The 17,605-nt window shown below is 72.8% G+C and carries 17 protein-coding genes and 1 pseudogene; 8 read left to right on the forward strand and 10 right to left on the reverse strand.

Annotation, left to right across the window (positions count from 1 at the left end):
• Positions 1–44: 44 nt before the first annotated feature.
• The 6 genes from ACF089_RS26165 to ACF089_RS26190 form a co-directional block, all read right to left on the reverse strand.
• Positions 45–539, reverse strand: a complete 495-nt coding sequence (locus ACF089_RS26165; protein WP_392031131.1) for a DUF3180 domain-containing protein — start codon at positions 537–539, stop codon at positions 45–47.
• A gap of 51 nt (positions 540–590) precedes the next feature.
• On the reverse strand, positions 591–1,178 hold the full coding sequence (gene folK / locus ACF089_RS26170; protein ID WP_392031134.1) for a 2-amino-4-hydroxy-6-hydroxymethyldihydropteridine diphosphokinase: 588 nt from the start codon (positions 1,176–1,178) through the stop codon (positions 591–593).
• Positions 1,175–1,534 (reverse strand): dihydroneopterin aldolase, encoded by a 360-nt coding sequence (folB, locus tag ACF089_RS26175; protein ID WP_329021774.1) that lies wholly within the window; start codon positions 1,532–1,534, stop codon positions 1,175–1,177. Before folB ends, folK begins: the two co-directional genes overlap by 4 nt.
• A 259-nt stretch (positions 1,535–1,793) precedes the next feature.
• Positions 1,794–2,246: a nuclear transport factor 2 family protein gene (locus ACF089_RS26180; protein WP_392031137.1), complete on the reverse strand. Its 453-nt coding sequence runs from the start codon at positions 2,244–2,246 to the stop codon at positions 1,794–1,796.
• On the reverse strand, positions 2,243–3,046 hold the full coding sequence (folP, locus tag ACF089_RS26185; RefSeq protein ID WP_392031308.1) for a dihydropteroate synthase: 804 nt from the start codon (positions 3,044–3,046) through the stop codon (positions 2,243–2,245). The genes ACF089_RS26180 and folP overlap by 4 nt, the downstream gene beginning before the upstream one ends.
• A 41-nt stretch (positions 3,047–3,087) precedes the next feature.
• Complete coding sequence (locus tag ACF089_RS26190; RefSeq protein WP_392031140.1) at positions 3,088–5,088, reverse strand: phosphatidylglycerol lysyltransferase domain-containing protein; 2,001 nt, start codon at positions 5,086–5,088, stop codon at positions 3,088–3,090.
• 144 nt (positions 5,089–5,232) lie between these two features.
• Between ACF089_RS26190 and ACF089_RS26195 the strand changes: the two genes are divergently transcribed.
• Positions 5,233–6,345, forward strand: a complete 1,113-nt coding sequence (locus ACF089_RS26195; RefSeq protein WP_392031143.1) for an alpha/beta hydrolase — start codon at positions 5,233–5,235, stop codon at positions 6,343–6,345.
• A 262-nt stretch (positions 6,346–6,607) separates the two neighbouring features.
• Here ACF089_RS26195 and ACF089_RS26200 read toward each other — a convergent pair.
• Positions 6,608–7,750, reverse strand: a pseudogene (locus ACF089_RS26200) (ABC transporter ATP-binding protein); the annotation flags it as partial.
• 128 nt (positions 7,751–7,878) lie between these two features.
• On the opposite strand from ACF089_RS26200, the gene ACF089_RS26205 reads away from it, so the two are divergent.
• The 4 genes from ACF089_RS26205 (at position 7,879) to ACF089_RS26220 (ending at position 11,515) form a co-directional block, all read left to right on the forward strand.
• Positions 7,879–8,577 (forward strand): ABC transporter permease, encoded by a 699-nt coding sequence (locus ACF089_RS26205; protein WP_392031146.1) that lies wholly within the window; start codon positions 7,879–7,881, stop codon positions 8,575–8,577.
• Positions 8,577–9,272 carry an ABC transporter permease gene (locus ACF089_RS26210; RefSeq protein WP_392031149.1) on the forward strand — a complete coding sequence of 232 codons (696 nt, stop codon included), beginning with the start codon at positions 8,577–8,579 and terminating at the stop codon, positions 9,270–9,272. Before ACF089_RS26205 ends, ACF089_RS26210 begins: the two co-directional genes overlap by 1 nt.
• Before the next feature lie 76 nt (positions 9,273–9,348).
• Complete coding sequence (locus ACF089_RS26215; protein ID WP_392031151.1) at positions 9,349–10,314, forward strand: ABC transporter substrate-binding protein; 966 nt, start codon at positions 9,349–9,351, stop codon at positions 10,312–10,314.
• Between the two features lie 136 nt (positions 10,315–10,450).
• The gene (locus ACF089_RS26220) at positions 10,451–11,515 is read left to right on the forward strand and encodes a hypothetical protein (RefSeq protein WP_392031154.1); all 1,065 of its coding nucleotides are present in this window, start codon (positions 10,451–10,453) and stop codon (positions 11,513–11,515) included.
• A gap of 168 nt (positions 11,516–11,683) precedes the next feature.
• Here ACF089_RS26220 and ACF089_RS26225 read toward each other — a convergent pair whose 3' ends face one another.
• Both ACF089_RS26225 and ACF089_RS26230 read right to left on the reverse strand, forming a co-directional pair.
• Positions 11,684–12,826 (reverse strand): NADH-quinone oxidoreductase subunit D, encoded by a 1,143-nt coding sequence (locus ACF089_RS26225; protein ID WP_392031156.1) that lies wholly within the window; start codon positions 12,824–12,826, stop codon positions 11,684–11,686.
• A 106-nt stretch (positions 12,827–12,932) separates the two neighbouring features.
• Entirely contained in the window at positions 12,933–13,898 is a 966-nt protein-coding gene (locus ACF089_RS26230) for an SAM-dependent methyltransferase (RefSeq protein WP_392031159.1), read from the reverse strand.
• Positions 13,899–13,994: 96 nt separating this feature from the next.
• On the opposite strand from ACF089_RS26230, the gene ACF089_RS26235 reads away from it, so the two are divergent.
• On the forward strand, positions 13,995–15,191 hold the full coding sequence (locus ACF089_RS26235) for a sensor histidine kinase (RefSeq protein ID WP_392031162.1): 1,197 nt from the start codon (positions 13,995–13,997) through the stop codon (positions 15,189–15,191).
• 201 nt (positions 15,192–15,392) lie between these two features.
• Complete coding sequence (locus ACF089_RS26240; protein WP_392031165.1) at positions 15,393–16,073, forward strand: response regulator; 681 nt, start codon at positions 15,393–15,395, stop codon at positions 16,071–16,073.
• A 72-nt stretch (positions 16,074–16,145) separates the two neighbouring features.
• On the opposite strand, the gene ACF089_RS26245 is transcribed toward ACF089_RS26240, so the two are convergent.
• Positions 16,146–17,252: a DUF5937 family protein gene (locus ACF089_RS26245; RefSeq protein ID WP_392031311.1), complete on the reverse strand. Its 1,107-nt coding sequence runs from the start codon at positions 17,250–17,252 to the stop codon at positions 16,146–16,148.
• Between the two features lie 106 nt (positions 17,253–17,358).
• On the opposite strand from ACF089_RS26245, the gene ACF089_RS26250 reads away from it, so the two are divergent.
• Positions 17,359–17,559 carry a hypothetical protein gene (locus ACF089_RS26250; protein WP_392031168.1) on the forward strand — a complete coding sequence of 67 codons (201 nt, stop codon included), beginning with the start codon at positions 17,359–17,361 and terminating at the stop codon, positions 17,557–17,559.
• The last annotated feature ends 46 nt before the right edge of the window (positions 17,560–17,605 follow it).

A 17,605-nucleotide genomic window follows, 5' to 3' on the forward strand; every position in this document is an offset into this window, starting at 1 on the left:
CCGCGTTGTCGTAGGTGTGCTTCCGCGCCGTCGCGGCGGGGCGGTCAGGCGTGGGCGGTGCCGGTGCCGTTCCCATGGGGGGTGTCGGTGTCCTCGGGGAGGCGGCAGACCCGCTCCAGGAAGAACGCGGCGGCGATGACCGCCGCCGCGGCCAGCACCGAGAACCCGGCCAGGATCGCCTGCTCCCGGCGCGCGGGGACGTCCAGCGAGCCGAGCAGAAACACCCCGACCCCGCCGTACATCCCGCTCACCAGGGCCGCCACCAGCGCGCTCGCCTGGCCGAAGACCACGGCCCGCGCCGCCATCAGCGGCTCCACGCCCTTCGCGCCCGGACGGCGCTCCCGCTGGGCCTTCAGCCGGGTCCGCAGGGACAGGGCCGTCGCCAGCAGCACGGCCGCGATCACCGCCAGCACGATCGGCGCGGCCAGCGGCACGCTCGGCAGCGAGCCGAACGACTCCCACAGCCGGGCGCCGGCCCACGACAGCAGCCCGGCCCCGGCGAAGAGACCGGCCAGCACACCGACCCGTAGTTGCTTCACCGAGAGAGCCGCCCTTCCGTCACAGCACAGTGCCAACCAAGAGCCTAACGACTACTCCGGCAGACGGAGTTCCAGATCGGGCCGGGGGAGCACTCCCTCGCGGCCGACCGCCGCCAGCAGCTCCGCCACCGGACCGCGCCCCGGCACCTCGGCGGCCGCGTCCACGTCGTGCCACGGGGCGAGGACGAAGGCGCGCTCGTGCGCCCGGGGGTGGGGCAGGGTGAGCACCGGATCGTCGGAGACGATCTCCGCGTACGCCACGATGTCCACATCGATCGTGCGCGGACCCCAGCGCTCGTCGCGCACCCGGTCGTACGCCTCCTCGATGGCCTGGCCCCGCTCCAGCAGGGAATCGGGCGGCAGGGTGGTCTTCAGCAGCACCACCGCGTTGAAGTACGAGGGCTGGGAGCCGGGCTCGACGCCCCAGGGCTCCGTCTCGTACACCGGGGAGACCGCCTTCACCCGGACCCCGGGCGTGTCCTCCAGGGCGTCGACGGCCCCCTGGAGGGTCTCCAGGCGATTCCCCAGGTTCGAGCCGAGGGAGATCACGGCGCGCCGCGGGTTGGACAGGGTGATGTCCGCGGCGTCCACCTGCTCGACCACGGACGCGGGCACGGGCTGCACCGTGGGGTCGCTCATACTCGGCTCCGGGTGATCGTGATGGTCACGTCGTCGAAAGGCACGGTGATCGGCGCGTCCGGCTTGTGCACCACCACCTCGACCTCCTCGACGCCGTCGTGCTTGAGGCATGTCCGGGCGATCCGCTCCGCCAGGGTCTCGATCAGATCGACGGGCTCGCCCTCGACGACCGCGACGACCTCCTCCGCCACCACTCCGTAGTGCACGGTCTTCGCCAGGTCGTCGTCGGCCGCGGCGGGGCGGGTGTCGAGGCTGAGCACCAGGTCCACGATGAAGGTCTGGCCCTCTTCGCGCTCCCGGGGGAAGACGCCATGGTGCCCGCGGGCCTTGAGGCCGCGCAGCGCGACACGATCCACGCGAATCACTCCTGCTCTCGTAGGTCATACGGGCATACGGGCCACACATCCGGAGATTCACGGCCCGTGTGCCCATTCGAATCTACCTGCGGGCACCGACACCATCCGCCCGCGGGGCCGGTGATCGGATCCGCGGCGGTCCGGGATCGGCCTCTGCCCCCGGTCGGGGGCGGCAAACCCGGGGCCGCTCCGGCGGTCCGTTTCCGGCCCGCCGGGAGGCCCGGGCCCGAGGCGGGCCCGTCCCCAGGCCCGGCGGGCCCTACGCCCCGGACTCCTCGTCCGGAGCCTCGTCGCCAGCGGTCTCGGTCAGCACCGGGGACCCGTGGTGCGACCAGATCTTCCACCCCTGGGACGTTCGGCGGAACACATTCGTGGCGACCACCAGCTGCCCCACCAGGGGCCCCAGCTCGCCGCTCTCCTCGGCGGGGCCGCCGCTGAGGATGTTCTCCGTACAGGTCACCAGCGCGGTGTTCCCGACCAGGCTCACCTTCACATCGGTCAGGAAGAACTGGATGTACTCGGTGTTCGCCATGATCAGGGCGTACGAGCGCAGCACCTCGCCCCGGCCGGAGAGCACCGGCCAGCCGGGGTGGATGCAGGAGATGTCGTCGTCCAGCCAGAGGGCCTGGAGCGCGTCGAAGTCGCCCCGCTCCATCGTCTCGTAGAACGTGGTGTTGGCGTCCTCCACCTGCTCGATGTCGGTACGGCTCACCGGGCGGCCTCGACCGCGTGCGCGATCCGCACGGCGTCGGCGGTGGCCCGCACCTCGTGCACCCGGACGGCCCACGCGCCCTCGTGCGCCGCGATCGCGGAGACGGCGGCCGTGGCCGCGTCCCGCTCCCGGGCGCGCGGCGGCGCGCCGTTCTCGGCGTCCTGGGCGAGGACGTGCCCGAGGAACCGCTTGCGGGACGCGGCGACGAGCAGCGGGCGGCCGAGCACGGCGAAGTCGCGGATGTGGGCGACCAGGGAGAGATCGTGACCGGCGTCCTTGGCGAAGCCGAGACCCGGGTCGACGACGATCCGCTCCGGCGCGACGCCGCCGGCGACGACCGCGTCCATCCGGGTGCGCAGCTCGCCGATGACCTCGGCGACGACGTCCTCGTACACGGCCCTGCTGTTCATGTCCTCGCTGAAGCCGCGCCAGTGCATCACCACGAAGGGGACCTCGGCGGAGGCGACGGCGGGGATCATGGCCGGGTCGGCGAGTCCGCCGCTGACGTCGTTGACCAGGGCCGCGCCGGCCGCGACCGCGCGGTCGGCGACGGAGGCGCGCATGGTGTCGACGGAGACGGTGACGCCCTCGGCGGCGAGGCCGCGCACGACGGGGACGACCCGGCGCAGCTCCTCCTCCTCGTCCACCCGGCTGGCTCCGGGCCTGGTGGACTCGCCGCCGACGTCGATCAGGTCGGCCCCGTCGGCGACGAGGTCCAGGCCGCGTTTGACCGCGGCGGTGGTGTCGAACCAGCGACCGCCGTCCGAGAAGGAGTCGGGCGTGACGTTGACGACCCCCATGACCGCGCAGCGATCCCATTCCGGCAACCCGCTCAACGTACTCATATGCTCAGCCTAGGGGGTGTGCCGCGGATCCCGCCGGGCTCGGGTCCCCGGGCCGGACGCACCGCCGGCGGCGCGCCCTCCTCGGCGTACGGCCCGACGCGGGCGTCCGGGCGGCGCGGGCGCGGGGCGCGGCGGCCGGGGAGCGGACGGGGCGAGGGCAGTGTGACGAAACCTTCCGCCCGCATCGCGGCGAAGCCGATCCTCGGCAGATCGCGGGCCTTGCGGAAGACCACGAACCGCGGCTCCCACCGTGGCCGGAACTTGGCGTTGAATTTGTACAGCGACTCGATCTGGAACCAGCGCGAGAGAAAGATCAGCGTGCCGCGCCACAGCCGGAGCACGGGGCCCGCGCCGATCCGCTCGCCGCGGGCGAGCGCCGCGCGGAACATGGCGAAGTTCAGCGAGACCCGTCCGACCTTCAGACCGGGCGCCGCGCGGAGGGCCGCGACGATCAGCAGCTCGTTCATGCCGGGGTCGGCCGAGCGGTCGCGCCGCATCAGCTCCAGGGACATGCCGTCCGTACCCCAGGGGACGAAGTGGATGATCGCCTTCAGGTCGCCGTGGGGCGATGCGTCCGGGTGCGGGGAGGCGTCCGCGCGGGGCGGGGCGTCCGGGTGCGGGGATGCGCCTCCGCGGGGCGATGCGTCCGCGTGCGGGGAGGCCGGGGCGGCCCGGTGCGCGGTGGCGATCACCGCGTCCCCGTCCGCCGGGTCGCCGATCCGCCCCAGCGCCATGGAGAAGCCGCGCTCGGTGTCGGTGCCCCGCCACTCGTCGGCGGCCCGCCGGATCGCGGCCAGCTCGTCGTCGGGGACGTCGTGGGCGCGGCGCACCCGGGTGGTGTAGCCGCTCCGCTCGATCCGGTTCACCATCTGGCGCACATTGCGCATCGCCCGCCCGGAGAGCGAGAAGTCCGCGACGTCGACCACCGCCTCGTCGCCCAGTTCGAGCGCGTCGAGACCGGCCTCCCGGGTCCAGACCTCGGCCCCGGTCCGGGAGCAGCCCATCACGGCCGGGGTCCAGGAGCGCTCCCGCGCGGTCGCCATGAAGCGTTCGATCGCGCCGGGCCAGGCCTCGACGTCGCCGACCGGGTCGCCGCTCGCGAGCATCACCCCGGACACCACCCGGTAGCAGACCGCCGCCTTGCCGCTGGGCGAGAAGACCGCGCTCTTGTCGCGGCGGAGCGCGAAGTGGCCGAGCGAGTCCCGGTCGCCGTGCCGGGCCAGCAGATCGCGCAGCCGCAGCTCGTCGTCCTCGGAGAGCCGCGCGTCCGGGCGCTCGGGCCGCAGCGCGAGATGGACGGTGACGACGGCGGTGAGCAGGCCCAGCGCGCCCAGCGGGTGTCCGACGGTCCAGGAGACGTCCCCGGCGTACTCGACGGGGCCCTCGACGCCGAGGAGCCCGTACGCCGTGTGCCGCAGCAGGTCGGCACCCGTGGGGTCGCCGAGCGCCTGGCCGGAGTGCGCGCCGACGAGGAGCAGGCCGAGGCCGAGCGAGCCCGCCCCCATCAGGAGGAGGGCCAGGGGCGCGGTCCGCCGGCCGCGCGGATCGGAGCGCGCGGAGAACTCCCGCCGATGGACGACGAGCAGCGCCAGGACGGCCAGCGAGAGGACCACGCCGAGCGCCGACTGCCGGTACGCGAACTGCCCGGCGGCCCCGAGGGGCAGCAGCGCCGCCGCGGCCCGCCAGGCCCGCCGCTTGCGCCGGCCCAGCCCGTGGGCGAGCAGGAGCAGCAGGACGCCCGAGCCGAGCGCGAGCGCGGGGGCCGGGGAGCCGGTCGCGCCCGGGAGGACTTCGGCCGGCGCGTGCGCCCGGCCGTGCCGGAAGGCGGGGGAGAGCCCGGCGGCGACGCCGATCAGGCCGGCGAGGGCGCAGACGGCGGCGGCCAGCGGGGGAATCCGCTCCGGGCGGGGGCCGCGCAGCACCCGGCGGACCTGTTCCGCCCGTCCCGGACGACCCGGAACCGATTCCTTTTTGTCCCCATCTACCGTTACAGACATCGCTTCCCATGACCTGGACGAGATCGTGCGCCCATGGGCCGTTGTCAGGCAGCACCGGACGAGTTGCGTTACCTAGGACGGGACTTCCAGGAAGCGGGTTTACTCGGGCGCGGGAAATCTTGAGAAGGGGAGTTTGCCAGGATCATGGGTCTGACCAGTGGCTATGTCTTCGCCGGAGCCGTGGTGGCGGCTGTTGGGCTCTTCGCGGCGACCATTTGGTGCTGGCCGGGACTGGCCGGCCGCACCTGGCGCGCGATCGCCGGGAGAATCGGCCTGCTGCTGGCGACCCAGCTCGCCCTCTTCACCGTCGTGGGGCTCGCGGCGAACAACGCCTTTCTCTTCTACGGATCCTGGTCCGACCTCTTCGGACGGGAACAGCGGCTCGGCGTGGTGGTCGATCATTCGGCCGGGGCGAAGCGGATCAAGCTGATCGAGCGGCGGATGGCCCCGGTGGAGGGCGGCTCGCGGCCGGACCGGGGCGGGCAGATCCACAAGGTGGTGATCTCCGGCGAGAAGTCGGGGATCGACAGTCCGGCCTATGTCTATCTGCCGCCCGAGTACTTTCAGCCGAGGCACCGGGAGAGATCCTTTCCGGCGGTGGTCGCGCTGACCGGCTATCCGGGGACCGCGGAGAATCTGATCAAGGGGCAGAAGTATCCGCAGACGGCATTCCGGAAGGCGCGCCAGGGCGTCATGCAGCCGATGGTCCTGATCATGCTGCGCTCGACCGTCGCGCCGCCCAGGGACACCGAATGCGTGGACATCCCGGGCGGTCCGCAGGCGGAGACATTCCTCGGCGAGGATCTGCCGGCGGCGGTATCCCGGAGCTATCGGGTGGGGACCGCGCCCGCGGGCTGGGGCGTCATCGGCGTCTCGACGGGCGGCTACTGCGCGCTGAAGATCGCCATGCACCACCCGCAGCGGTACGCGGCGGGCGCCGGCCTCTCCGCGTACTACCGGGCGGCCGAGGACCCCACGACCGGTGATCTCTTCCAGGGCGATCAGAGCCTGCGCGACCGCGCCGACCTGCTGTGGAGCCTGGACCACCGGCCGCAGGGTCGGACGTCGTTCCTGGTGACCAGCTCCCTGAAGGGGGAGGACAACCTCCCGGCGACCCGGCGGTTCATCGAGAAGGTGCGGCCGCCCGCCCGGGTCTCCTCGATCATCCTCGACAGCGGGGGGCACAACTTCAACACCTGGGCGCGGGAGGTTCCGCCCGCGCTGGAGTGGATGAGCGGGCGGCTCAGGGCTTCGTGAGGGGGGTTTCGGGCGGGGTGTCGCGCGGGTCGTCGCGGGGGGTGGCGTGCGGGGCGTCGCCGGGGGCCGGGTCCGTCGCGGCGGCGGGCTCGTCTCCGGTTCCGCTTCCGGGTCCGGTTCCGGTTCCGGCGGCGGTGGTTGTTCCGGTTCCGTTTCCGATACGGGATTCAGTGCTGGTGCTGGTGCTGGTGCTGGTGCTGGTGCCGGCGTCGGTCCCGGTCCTGGCCTTGGCCTTGGCCTCGGCCTCGGCCTTGGCTTCGGCCAGCGTGGCGATCGACTCCAGGTCGACCTCCGCGCGCGGGATGTCCTGGGCGTCCGCGTCGATGGAGCGCCGCAGCGCCTCGTGCAGTCGCGCCGGCGTCAGCACCCCCAGGAAGCGGCCGGTCTCCGCCTTGTCGATCACCGCGATCCAGCCCGCGTCGTGCTGGAGCATGGTGGAGAAGGCCTGCTTGAGCGAGGCCCCCAGCGGCAGCCAGGCGTCCATCCGGCGGGCGTGCTCGCGCACCGTGCCGCCGGCGCGCGCCTGCTCGGCGGAGATCCAGCCGTGCAGATCGCCCGCGCCGTCCAGCACGACGGCCCAGCGCGCGCCCAGCTCCCCAGGGAGCGGATCGTCCAGCCGCACCACGGGCGGCTGCTCCAGGTCACCGACCTCGATGGGCGTCACCGAGAGCCGCTTGAGCCCGCGGTCCGCACCGACGAAATCGGCCACATAGGGCGTCGCCGGAGTGCCGAGCACGGCCGCCGGCGGGCCGAACTGCTCGATCCGGCCGGCCCCGTACACGGCGATCCGGTCACCGAGGCGGACCGCCTCCTCGATGTCGTGGGTGACGAAGAGAATCGTCTTGCGCACCTGGGACTGGAGCCGGAGGAACTCGTTCTGGAGATGCTCGCGCACCACCGGGTCGACCGCGCCGAACGGCTCGTCCATCAGCAGTACGGGCGGGTCCGCCGCGAGCGCGCGGGCCACGCCGACCCGCTGGCGCTGGCCGCCGGAGAGCTGCTCGGGATAGCGGTCGCCGTACACCGAGGGGTCGAGCCCGACGAGATCGAGCAGCTCGGCGGCGCGGTCCCGCGCCTTCGCCCGCCGCCAGCCCAGCAGATGGGGGACGGTCGCGGTGTTCTCCAGGACCGTCTTGTGCGGGAAGAGCCCGACCTGCTGGATGACATAGCCGATCCGGCGGCGCAGCCGGACCGGGTCGACGGCGGAGACGTCGTCCCCGTCGAGGAATATCCGGCCCTCGGTCGGCTCGATCAGCCGGTTGACCATCTTCATCGTGGTGGTCTTGCCGCAGCCGGACGGTCCGACCAGTGTGACCAGTTCGCCTTCGGCCACCTCGAACGACAGATCGTCGACGGCCGTCGTCCCGTCCGGATATCGCTTGGTGACATTCTCGAAACGGATCATGGCTCCCCCTCGTGGCGTGTGTTGTGTGAAGGCCGTGTTGCCGGCGTACGCCGTCCTTCGGCGATTGTCAGTGGCCAAGGTTAAGGTCTTCAGTCATACGTTCGGCATGGGTGGGGAGGTGGGGAATCATGAGTACGCGACTGGCCGCGCAGAGCTGTCTGACGGCCAATGACTGGATCTGCGGGGAGTATCTGCGCACCCGCGGTCAGGAGTTGACGGATGCGACGATCGAGCATGTCTGGATCACGGCGGCATCGGTTCTGATCGGTCTCGCGGTCGCATTCCCGCTGGCCCTTCTCGCCCGGTCCAGGCCCGCCTTCGCCGGTCCGGTCCTGGGGCTGACGACCTTGCTCTACACCATTCCCTCGCTGGCGATGTTCTCGCTGCTGCTGCCCGTCTTCGGGCTCTCGGCGGCGCTGGTCGTCACCGGCCTCGTGCTCTATTCGCTCACCATTCTCGTGCGGAACATCATGGCCGGGCTCGACGCCGTGCCCGCCGAGGCCCGCGAGGCCGCCCGCGGCATGGGGTACGGACCGGCCCGGCTGCTCTGGGAGGTCGAGCTGCCGCTCGCGCTGCCCGCGCTGATGGCCGGTCTGCGGATCGCCACCGTCTCCACGATCGCGCTGACGACCGTGGGCGCGCTGATCGGCAAGGGCGGGCTCGGCAATCTCATCGACGACGGGGTGCAGACCACGTTCAAGGCCCAGGTGCTGACCGCGTCCGTGCTCTGTGTGCTGCTGGCCGCCGCGGCGGATCTGCTGCTGCTCGGTGTGCAGCGGCTGCTGACGCCCTGGACGCGCATACCCAAGGCCGGGGGGAGTGTCTGATGGGGGTGCTGCCCGACGCGTGGACCTGGCTCACCACGGGGTCCAACTGGTCCGGGGAGGGCGGTGCGTGGCACCGCCTCGGCGAGCATGTGTACGTCAGCGGCACGGCGCTGCTGCTGGCCTGCGCGATCGCCCTGCCGCTCGCGCTCTGGCTCGGGCACATCGGCAGGGGCGGCGCGCTCGCCGTCAACATCTCCAACGCCGGCCGGGCGATCCCCGTCTTCGCGGTCCTCGCCCTCTTCATGCTCACCCCGCTCCGCAGCGCCGGATACGCGCCGACCATCATCGCCCTGGTGCTCTTCGCGGTGCCGCCCCTGCTGACCAACGCCCATGTCGGGATGCGGGAGGTGGACCGGGCGGTGGTGGAGGCCGCGCGGGGGATGGGGATGTCGGGGTGGCAGGTCTTCCTCCGGGTCGAGCTGCCGCTGGCCTATCCGCTGCTGATGACCGGGCTGCGCTCGGCCGCCGTGCAGGTCGTCGCCACGGCCACCATCGCCTCGATGGTCGGTCAGGGCGGGCTCGGCCGGATCATCACCGCCGGCTTCAACACCTTCGACACCGCGCAGGTGGTGGCCGGGGCGCTGCTCGCGGCGCTGCTGGCGCTGCTGGTGGAGGGCGTGCTGATCCTCGCCGACCGGCTGATCGACCCGCGCCGCAAGTCCGTTTCGCCCCGCCCGGCCCGGGCATCTGTATGACTTTGCGAACCCCTCGCGGGACCCGCGGCCCCCGCGGGCCGTATGTCCCCTCGCGGACCTCTGGACGGAGAACCTGATGCGCAAGACCTCTCGTATCGCGGGAGCGGCCCTGGCCGTGGCGGCCCTGACGGGTTCGCTCGCCGCGTGCGGCGGCGGCGACACCCTGGAGAAGTCGAAGGGCGGCGGCCAGGGCTCCGGCGACAAGGGCTCGCTGGTGATCGGCTCGGCCTCGTTCACCGAGTCCAAGGTGCTGGCCGAGCTGTACGCGCGGATCCTGGCCGACGCCGGATACAGCACCTCCATCACCTCGGTGAAGAACCGTGAGCTGTACGAGCCCTCGCTGGAGAAGGGCGAGATCGACGTCGTCCCCGAATACGCCGCCACGATCGCCGAATTCCTCAACGCGAAGGTGAACGGCCCGAAGGCCCCCGAGGAGAAGCCCGTCGCCTCCAGCGACGCGGACAAGACCGTGGCCGCGCTCACCGCGCTCGCCGAGCCGCGCGGGCTGAAGGTGCTCCCGGCCGGGGAGGCCGTCGATCAGAACGCGTTCGCGGTGAGCGAGGAATTCGCCGAGAAGAACAGCCTCAAGACGCTTTCCGATCTTGGAAAGTCGAAGCTGAAGGTCAAGATCGCGGCGGGCGACGAGTGCGAGGTCCGGCCGTTCTGCGCACCGGGTCTGAAGAAGACCTACGGCATCGATGTCACCGGCATCGATCCCAAGGGCGTCGGCACTCCCCAGTCCAAGCAGGCCGTCCGGGACGGCGATGTCCAATTGGTGCTCACCACCACCACCGACGCGGTGCTGGACGGCCTTGTCTTCCTGGAGGACGACAAGAAGCTGCAGAACGCGGACAACGTGCTGCCCGTGGTCAATGCCGAGGACGCCGGCGACGCGGGGATAGCCGACGCCCTCGCCAAGATCACTAAGACCCTGACCACCGAGGATCTCGCGGAGTTGAACCGCAAGGTGGACGCCGAGCGGGCCAAGCCCGGGGACGTGGCGAAGGAGTATCTCCAGTCCAAGAACCTGCTGAAGAAGTAGGAACGGGGCCGGGCCGGTGGGGAAGAGGTGAAGAAGGAGCCCGGCCTTCTGGACAATGCTCTCGTCGCCGTCGCCCGACGAGAGTTTTTCCGGACCGATATCCCCATCGGCTACTCGACACGGTAAATTTCAGGCCATGCCACGTGGACGCCACCGCCATTCCCCGCCCCTGCACAGGCTGCTGCCGCCCACCGCGGTCGCCGGAGCGTCGGTGCTGTGCGCCGCCGGCGCGTGGCTGCTGAGCGAACCGGCCATGCTCCGGGCGCTGGCGGCGGCCGCCGCGGCCGCCGCCGTCACCGGGGCCGTCCTGATGCGCAGTTGGGACCGGGCGGCGGGCCGTCAGGTCGCCGACCTCACCCGGGGGCGGGCCAGCGACGCCTGGCAGACCGAGGAGCGCATAGCCGAGCTGGAGTCGGAGGTCGAGGAGTCGCGCGAGCTGCGCGCCAAGCTCGACGTCAAACTCCGCGCCAAGCGGGTGGAGCTGGCGGCACTGCGCGGCGAGCACGCGGCTCTGCTGCGGCGTTACGCGACGGCGGAGACCGAGCGGGCCAGTGTGCTGGAGGACCGGCGGCAGCTCGTGGTCGAGACGGAGGCCCCCAAGGGGCTGCCCGCGACCGGGGCCGTGACCGGTGCGGCGGCCGCCCCCGGCCCCTCCGCCTATCTGCGCGCCGCCCGCGCGCTGGAGGAGCTGTCCCGCAACACCGAGGCCCAGCGGGCCCGGCGCGCCCCGGCGGCCGCCGGGCCCGAAGCGGCGAAGCCCGCCGGAGAGGCGGACGATTCGCGGGGGAAGCCCCCGGCGGGCGCGGACGCGGAGCAGCACGCCCGCCCGGCGACCGCCCTCCCCGCCCGGCGTCCCGCCGCCTCCGCCGCCGCGATCGTTCCGTACGGTCCGCGCCGGGGCCCGGTCCCGGCCCGTCCCGAGGGGAACTTCGACTACTTCGGCACCCAGGCCGCTCCGGCCGAACAGGGCTCCGGCCTCACGGCCGTCCCGTCCTCGGCCCCGGCGCTCCGGGCCGCCCCGGAACAGCGGGCGATCGAGGCCGTGCAGGAGCAGGACCTCGCCGACGTGGTCGGCGAGGAGGCGCTGGCCGAGCGGCGTTCGACCGTCTCCCGGCCCGTCGGCGACGTCATCGATCTGACCGCGCACGACGAGACCGAGAAGCTCGACCTCGGGGAGCTGCGGGACGCGGTCAACTCCTGACCGCCGCGCGGCCCCGGGGCTGCCCCCGGACCGGCCGCGCCCGCAGCCTCGGGCCGCCCGCGCGGAGTCTTCGGACCGGCCGCGCCCGCACCCCCGGACCGCCCGAGCCCTCCGCCCGCCCGCGCGGACCCTGCGGCTCGCCGGGCGCCCCGGTGCTCCCGTGTCCCGTTACTTGTCGATGTCGCCGACGACGAAGAACAGCGAGCCCAGGATCGAGACCATGTCCGGCACCGGGGTGCCCGGCAGCAGCTCGGCGAGGGCCTGGATGTTGTTGTACGACGCCGAGCGCAGCTTCAGCCGGTACGGGGTCTTCTCGCCCTTGGAGACCAGGTAGTAGCCGTTGATCCCGAGCGGGTTCTCGGTCCAGGCGTAGGTGTGCCCCTCCGGGGCCTTCAGCACCTTGGGCAGCCGCTGGTTGATCGGTCCGGGCGGCAGATCGGCGATCCGGTCGAGACAGGCGTCGGCCAGCTCCAGGGCGTTGTGCGTCTGGTCGAGCAGCACCTCGAAGCGGGCCAGGCAGTCGCCGTCGGCCCTGGTGACCACCTTGAGGGTGTCGCCCAGCTCCCCGTACGCGAGATAGGGCTCGTCGCGGCGGAGGTCGAAGTCGACGCCGGAGGCCCGGGCGATCGGCCCGCTCACCCCGTACGCGTGCACCGCCTGGGCCGAGAGCACGCCCACCCCGCGGGTCCGGCCGCGGAAGATCTCGTTCCCCAGCACCAGACGGTCGTACACGTCCATCCGCGACCGCACATCGGCGACGGCGAGCCGCACCCGCTCCAGCCAGCCCGCCGGGATGTCCTCCTTGAGGCCGCCGACCCGGTTGAACATGTAGTGCATCCGGCCGCCGGAGACCTCCTCCATCACGTTCTGCAGCTCTTCGCGCTCCCGGAAGGCGTGAAAGACGGGGGTGATGCCGCCCAGCTCCAGGGGGTAGGACCCGAGGAACATCAGATGGTTGAGGACCCGGTTCAGCTCGGCGAGCAGGGTGCGGATCCAGACGGCGCGCTCCGGCACCTCCATGCCGAGCATGCGCTCCACGGCCATGACGACGCCCAGCTCGTTGGAGAAGGCGGAGAGCCAGTCGTGGCGGTTGGCCAGCATGATGATCTGGCGGTAGTCGCGGGCCTCGAAGAGCTTCTCCGCGCCGCGGTGCATATAGCCGATGACGGGTTCGGCGTGCTGGATGACCTCGCCGTCGATGACGAGGCGCAGGCGGAGGACGCCGTGCGTCGAGGGGTGCTGGGGGCCGATGTTGAGCACCATGTCGGTGCTCTCCGCCGCGCCGCCGATGCCGAACGTGGTCTCCGTCATGCGGCCAGTATCCCTGACCACGCCCCCGCCCCCGCCCGGCTCCCCCTGCCCCCAGCCCGGGCCCGCCGGGCTCCCCCGGGACCGGCGGCCGGGGCGGCGGCCCCCGCTATCGCGGCTGCCGGAGCCAGAGGAAGTCGCCGAGACCGCCCCGGGCCGTCAGCTCCGCCGCCTCGCCGGTGCGCGAGAGCGCGCGGAGATAGCCGGCGGGGTCGGTCGAGGCGAGCGAGAGCGGCGGGCGGGCGGCGGAGAGCCCGAGCCCGGCGAGGGCGTCCCGCTGGGAGACGAGGGTCGCGCCGGGCAGGGCGCAGGAGTCCAGGGCGACATGAGAGGTGAGGTCGCAGCTCCCGTCGGGCGCCGGACGGACCTCGCGGCCGGCCCGGAAGCCGGTCAGGGTGCCGTACGGCGGACGGGACCCCGCCAGATGCGCGTAGTCCACGGCCACCGCGAGCCCCGCCCGCAGGGAGCCGGCGGCCGCCGCCCACGCCTCGTCCCTGCTCCGGCCGATCTCGGCCCGCGTGCCGGGCTCCGTCAGCGGCCACCACCGGGCCAGCCACTCCGCGTCCGGGCCGGAGACCGGGTCCCCGAGCCGTTCGGTCCCGTCGGACCGCACCAGCACCTGGCGCACCACCCCGTCGTCGTCGACCTCCGCGACGTCGGCGGGCACATTGTCGAGCCACTCATTGGCGAAGAGCAGCCCGCTCACCCCGTCCGGCGGCTCCGGCGTCCACTCGATACGGGGATCCAGACCGCCGGGGCGGGCCGCCCGCTCGACGGCGTACGCCCGTACCGGGAAACCGGCGGGCAGCGCGGCCAGCACCCCCGTCAGCAGCTCCCCGCGCCCCGCGCCCATGTCGACGATCACCGGATCCCCGGCCCCCGGACCGGAGCCGAGCCCTTCCGCCGTGGTCAGCAGCAGCCGGGCGACGGCCCCCGCGAACAGGGGCGACGCGTGCACCGACGTACGGAAGTGCCCCGCCGGCCCCTCGGGCCGCAGATAGAAGCCGCCCGGCCCGTACAGCGCCGTCTCCGTCGCTTCCCGCCAGCCCCGCCACACATCCGCCTCGTCCGTCACGGGCACAAGTCTCCACCTTGCGGAGTACGCCTCCGCCCTCCGGATCGCTCTGACGGTTGACCCCTACACCTGTTGGTTTTCCCTACTCTGGGTTACGTGCAGAGCGTCTATGACTTCATCCGCAGACACCCCACGGGCGTCGACGCCTTCTGGGCCCTGGTCCTCCTGGCGCTCTCCTTGATGGACCTGGCCCAGGAGACGCAGTACGAGCCCGGCTGGGTCGGCGTGCCGGTGTCGCTGGGGCTGGCCCTGGTGGTGGCGCTGCGCCGCCGGATGCCGGAGCGGATGCTCGTCCTGGCCGCGCTGCTCGGCGTCGTACAGATGGTCGCCGACATCCAGATCATCCCCGGCGACTTCGCGATGCTCGTGATCATCTACACGGTCGCCGCCCGGGACGCCCCGCGCTGGGCGCGCCGGCTGGCGCTGGTCGGCGGACTGCTGGCGGCCCCCCTGTCCCAGCTGCTCTGGCCGCCGCAGGGGGAGGTGTCCACCACCGCGCGGATCTTCCTCACCGTCGTGCTGGCGGTCCCGTTCGCGCTCGCCTGGGTGCTCGGCGACTCGATACGCACCCGCCGGGCGTACTTCGCCCAGCTGGAGGAGCGCGCCATGCGGCTGGAGCGGGAGCGCGAGGCGCAGTCGAAGGTCGCGGTCGCGGCCGAGCGCGCCCGGATCGCCCGTGAGCTGCACGATGTGGTCGCGCACAACGTGTCCGTGATGGTGGTGCAGGCCGACGGCGCGGCCTATGTGCTCGACGCCGCGCCCGACCAGGCCAAACAGGCGCTGGAGACCATCTCCACCACCGGCCGTCAGGCGCTCGCCGAGATGCGCCGGCTCCTCGGGGTGCTGCGCACCGGCGACGATCCGGAGAGCGGCGAGTATGTGCCGCAGCCCGATGTGGGGCAGATCGAGGACCTGGTCGAGCATGTCCGCAAGGCCGGGCTGACCGTCGACTTCCGGATCGAGGGCACCCCCCGGCCGCTGCCCAGCGGGGTCGAGCTGACCGCGTACCGCATCGTCCAGGAGGCGCTCACCAACACCCGCAAGCACGGGGGGCCCGAGGTCGGCGCGAGCGTACGGCTGGTCTACTTCGACGACGGGCTGGGACTGCTGGTCGAGGACGACGGCCGGGGTTCCTCCCACGAGCTGTACGAGGACGGCGGCGCCGACGGCCAGGGGCACGGCCTCATCGGGATGCGGGAGCGCATCGGTATGGTCGGCGGCACGCTGGACGCCGGGCCGCGGCCGGGCGGCGGATTCCGGATCAGCGCGCTGCTGCCCCTCAAATCCGGCTAGGGCCTTTCCTTCGGATCAGCCCGTACCGGGAGGCGGGCCCGGCGCCGCACCCGCTCGCCGCACCCGCCCGCCGAGACCGGCCCCGCCGACTGAGACCGCACCGATCCGCTGACACCGAACCCGCCCGTTGAGAACCGAACCCGCCTGTTGACAACCGACCCCGCCCGTTGAGACCGACCGAGAGATTGAGGCCCAGCTGTCATGTCCATCCGTGTGATGCTCGTGGACGACCAGGTATTGCTGCGCACCGGATTCCGGATGGTGCTCGCCGCCCAGCCGGACATGGAAGTGGTGGCGGAGGCCGGCGACGGCGCGGAGGCGATCGAGATCCTGCGCTCGACGGGCGTGGACGTCGTCCTGATGGACGTCCGGATGCCGAGGCTGGACGGCGTCGAGGCGACCCGGCGCATCTGCGCCGAGCCGAACCCGCCGAAGGTGCTGATCCTGACCACGTTCGACCTGGACGAGTACGCCTTCTCCGGGCTGAAGGCCGGGGCCAGCGGCTTCATGCTCAAGGACGTGCCGCCCGGCGAGCTGCTCGCCGCGATCCGCTCGGTGCACAGCGGTGACGCGGTGGTCGCGCCGTCGACCACGCGCCGGCTGCTGGACCGTTTCTCCCCGATGCTGCCGAGCGGCGGGGGCGAGCCGAAGAACAAGGCGGTCGACCGGCTGACCGAGCGCGAGCGCGAGGTGATGCTGCTGGTCGCCCAGGGCCTGTCGAACGGCGAGATCGCGGGCCGGCTGGTGCTCTCCGAGGCGACCGTGAAGACGCATGTGGGACGCATCCTCACCAAGCTGAATCTGCGGGACCGGGTGCAGGTGGTGGTGCTGGCGTACGAGACGGGGCTGGTCCGGGCGGGCGGCGGTCCCTCGTCGTTCTGAGCGGGGCGCCGGGGCGGGGCCGGGATTGGGACCGGGACCGGGATTGGGGCCGGGGGCCGGGCGGCCCCCGGCTCAGCGCAGCACCGTCTCCAGGAAGTCGCTGCCCAGCCGGGCCACGACGCTGACGTCCAGCTGGTGCAGCACATACCGGCCGCGCCGCCGGGTGGTGATCAGCCCGGCCTTCTTCAGCACGGCGAGATGGCGGGAGACCTCGGGGGCGGTGATGTCGTACGTGTCGGCCAGCTCGGTGGTCGTGTACGGGGCGCGGGCGAGATTGCGGCAGAACCGCATCCGCAGCGGGTGGGCGAGGGCTTCCATGCGCAGGGTCAGCAGCTCGACCGAGCCCGGGCCCTGGAGCGCGGGCGCCGCGACCGGGTAGTGGATCACCGGCCGCCAGTCCCGGGCGTGCAGCACCATCAGATGGGGCCAGCCGTAGCTGGACGGGATGAGGGTGACCCCGGGTTCGAGGCCCGGCCGGAAGGCGGTCGTCCGGCCGTCGGCGAGCTTGTCCGCGGTGATCAGGGTGCGGTCCTCGTCCACCGAGAGCGCGGGGGAGACGGCGTGCAGCGCCTCCGCGAGCCCCTTGTGGCGCAGCAGCTCGGTCTTGTGCCGGGCGTCGGCGGCGAGCTGGGGCGCGATCCGGCGCCAGGCGTCGGCGAAGAATGCCTCGTCGCAGTCCTCGAAGAGCCGGCGCAGCCAGGCGCGTACGGCGGTGGGGTCGTCCAGCAGCCGTTTGGTGAAGTCCAGCTGCTGGGGGCCGCGATTGGCGGCCAGCTCCAGCGCGCGGCCGCGCCGGACGGGGTCGGTGAGCGCGGAGGGCCCGCCGCAGGCGTAGCTGCTGCCGCAGGTGAACTCCAGGGCGGCGGAGACGAAGCGGTCGTCGTCCAGCCGGTCGAGCAGGTCCAGCTCCCCGGCGAGGGTGGGGGCCGGGGTCTCGCCGGAGAGTCCGGCGAAGGCCATGAACACGTCCGAGAACGTGGTCCGCCAGAGGAAGTCGGCCTCGCAGAGCCGGTCCGCCAGGTCGGGCTTGAGCCCGGCGGAGGTGGCCGTCGCCCACCCGTGCAGCCCCGGATGGTGGCCGGGCTCGGCCAGGGCGTGCAGGGCGAGGCCCAGTTCGGCGAGGGGGGATATCTCGAAGAGGACGCGCTCCGGAGGGAGGCCGCTGATGTCGATGGTCACGCTCACGCCTCCATAGTGCGGGGTGCGCGGGGCGCGGGCGGAGTCGTTTGACGGGGCGCGTCAATCGGCGTGACGCGGTGGCGGGGGCGGGCGGAGCGTGAGGGACATGAACGCGACGCAGCAGTACCTGCTCGACAGCCACCGGGCGGCGCGGTACGGGGACCGGCGGCCGCCCCAGCCCGGCCAGTACGACTGGCAGGTCATCCGCGAACTGACCAACCCCCCGCCCCGCCCCACCACCCCCCGCCCCACCCTCCTCTCCCGCCTCCGCCACCTCCTCCACCCCCACCCCAAACCCCGCCCCTGACCACCCCACCCGAGCCGTTCCAGCCGGCCCGAGCACCCCCAGCCCC

It is taken from the genome of Streptomyces sp. NPDC014894, assembly GCF_043080985.1.
Lineage (GTDB): Bacteria > Actinomycetota > Actinomycetes > Streptomycetales > Streptomycetaceae > Streptomyces.

What these genes read in the sequence shown, in the direction of transcription:
- ACF089_RS26250 (WP_392031168.1), top strand. Translation starts at nt 17,359, where the DNA reads ATGAACGCGACGCAGCAGTACCTGCTCGACAGCCACCGGGCGGCGCGG.
- ACF089_RS26210 (WP_392031149.1), top strand. Translation starts at nt 8,577, where the DNA reads ATGGGGGTGCTGCCCGACGCGTGGACCTGGCTCACCACGGGGTCCAAC.
- ACF089_RS26205 (WP_392031146.1), top strand. Translation starts at nt 7,879, where the DNA reads ATGAGTACGCGACTGGCCGCGCAGAGCTGTCTGACGGCCAATGACTGG.
- folP (WP_392031308.1), bottom strand. Translation starts at nt 3,046, where the DNA reads ATGGGGGTCGTCAACGTCACGCCCGACTCCTTCTCGGACGGCGGTCGC.
- ACF089_RS26220 (WP_392031154.1), top strand. Translation starts at nt 10,451, where the DNA reads ATGCCACGTGGACGCCACCGCCATTCCCCGCCCCTGCACAGGCTGCTG.
- ACF089_RS26240 (WP_392031165.1), top strand. Translation starts at nt 15,393, where the DNA reads ATGTCCATCCGTGTGATGCTCGTGGACGACCAGGTATTGCTGCGCACC.
- ACF089_RS26190 (WP_392031140.1), bottom strand. Translation starts at nt 5,088, where the DNA reads ATGTCTGTAACGGTAGATGGGGACAAAAAGGAATCGGTTCCGGGTCGT.
- ACF089_RS26195 (WP_392031143.1), top strand. Translation starts at nt 5,233, where the DNA reads ATGGGTCTGACCAGTGGCTATGTCTTCGCCGGAGCCGTGGTGGCGGCT.
- folK (WP_392031134.1), bottom strand. Translation starts at nt 1,178, where the DNA reads ATGAGCGACCCCACGGTGCAGCCCGTGCCCGCGTCCGTGGTCGAGCAG.
- ACF089_RS26225 (WP_392031156.1), bottom strand. Translation starts at nt 12,826, where the DNA reads ATGACGGAGACCACGTTCGGCATCGGCGGCGCGGCGGAGAGCACCGAC.
- ACF089_RS26215 (WP_392031151.1), top strand. Translation starts at nt 9,349, where the DNA reads ATGCGCAAGACCTCTCGTATCGCGGGAGCGGCCCTGGCCGTGGCGGCC.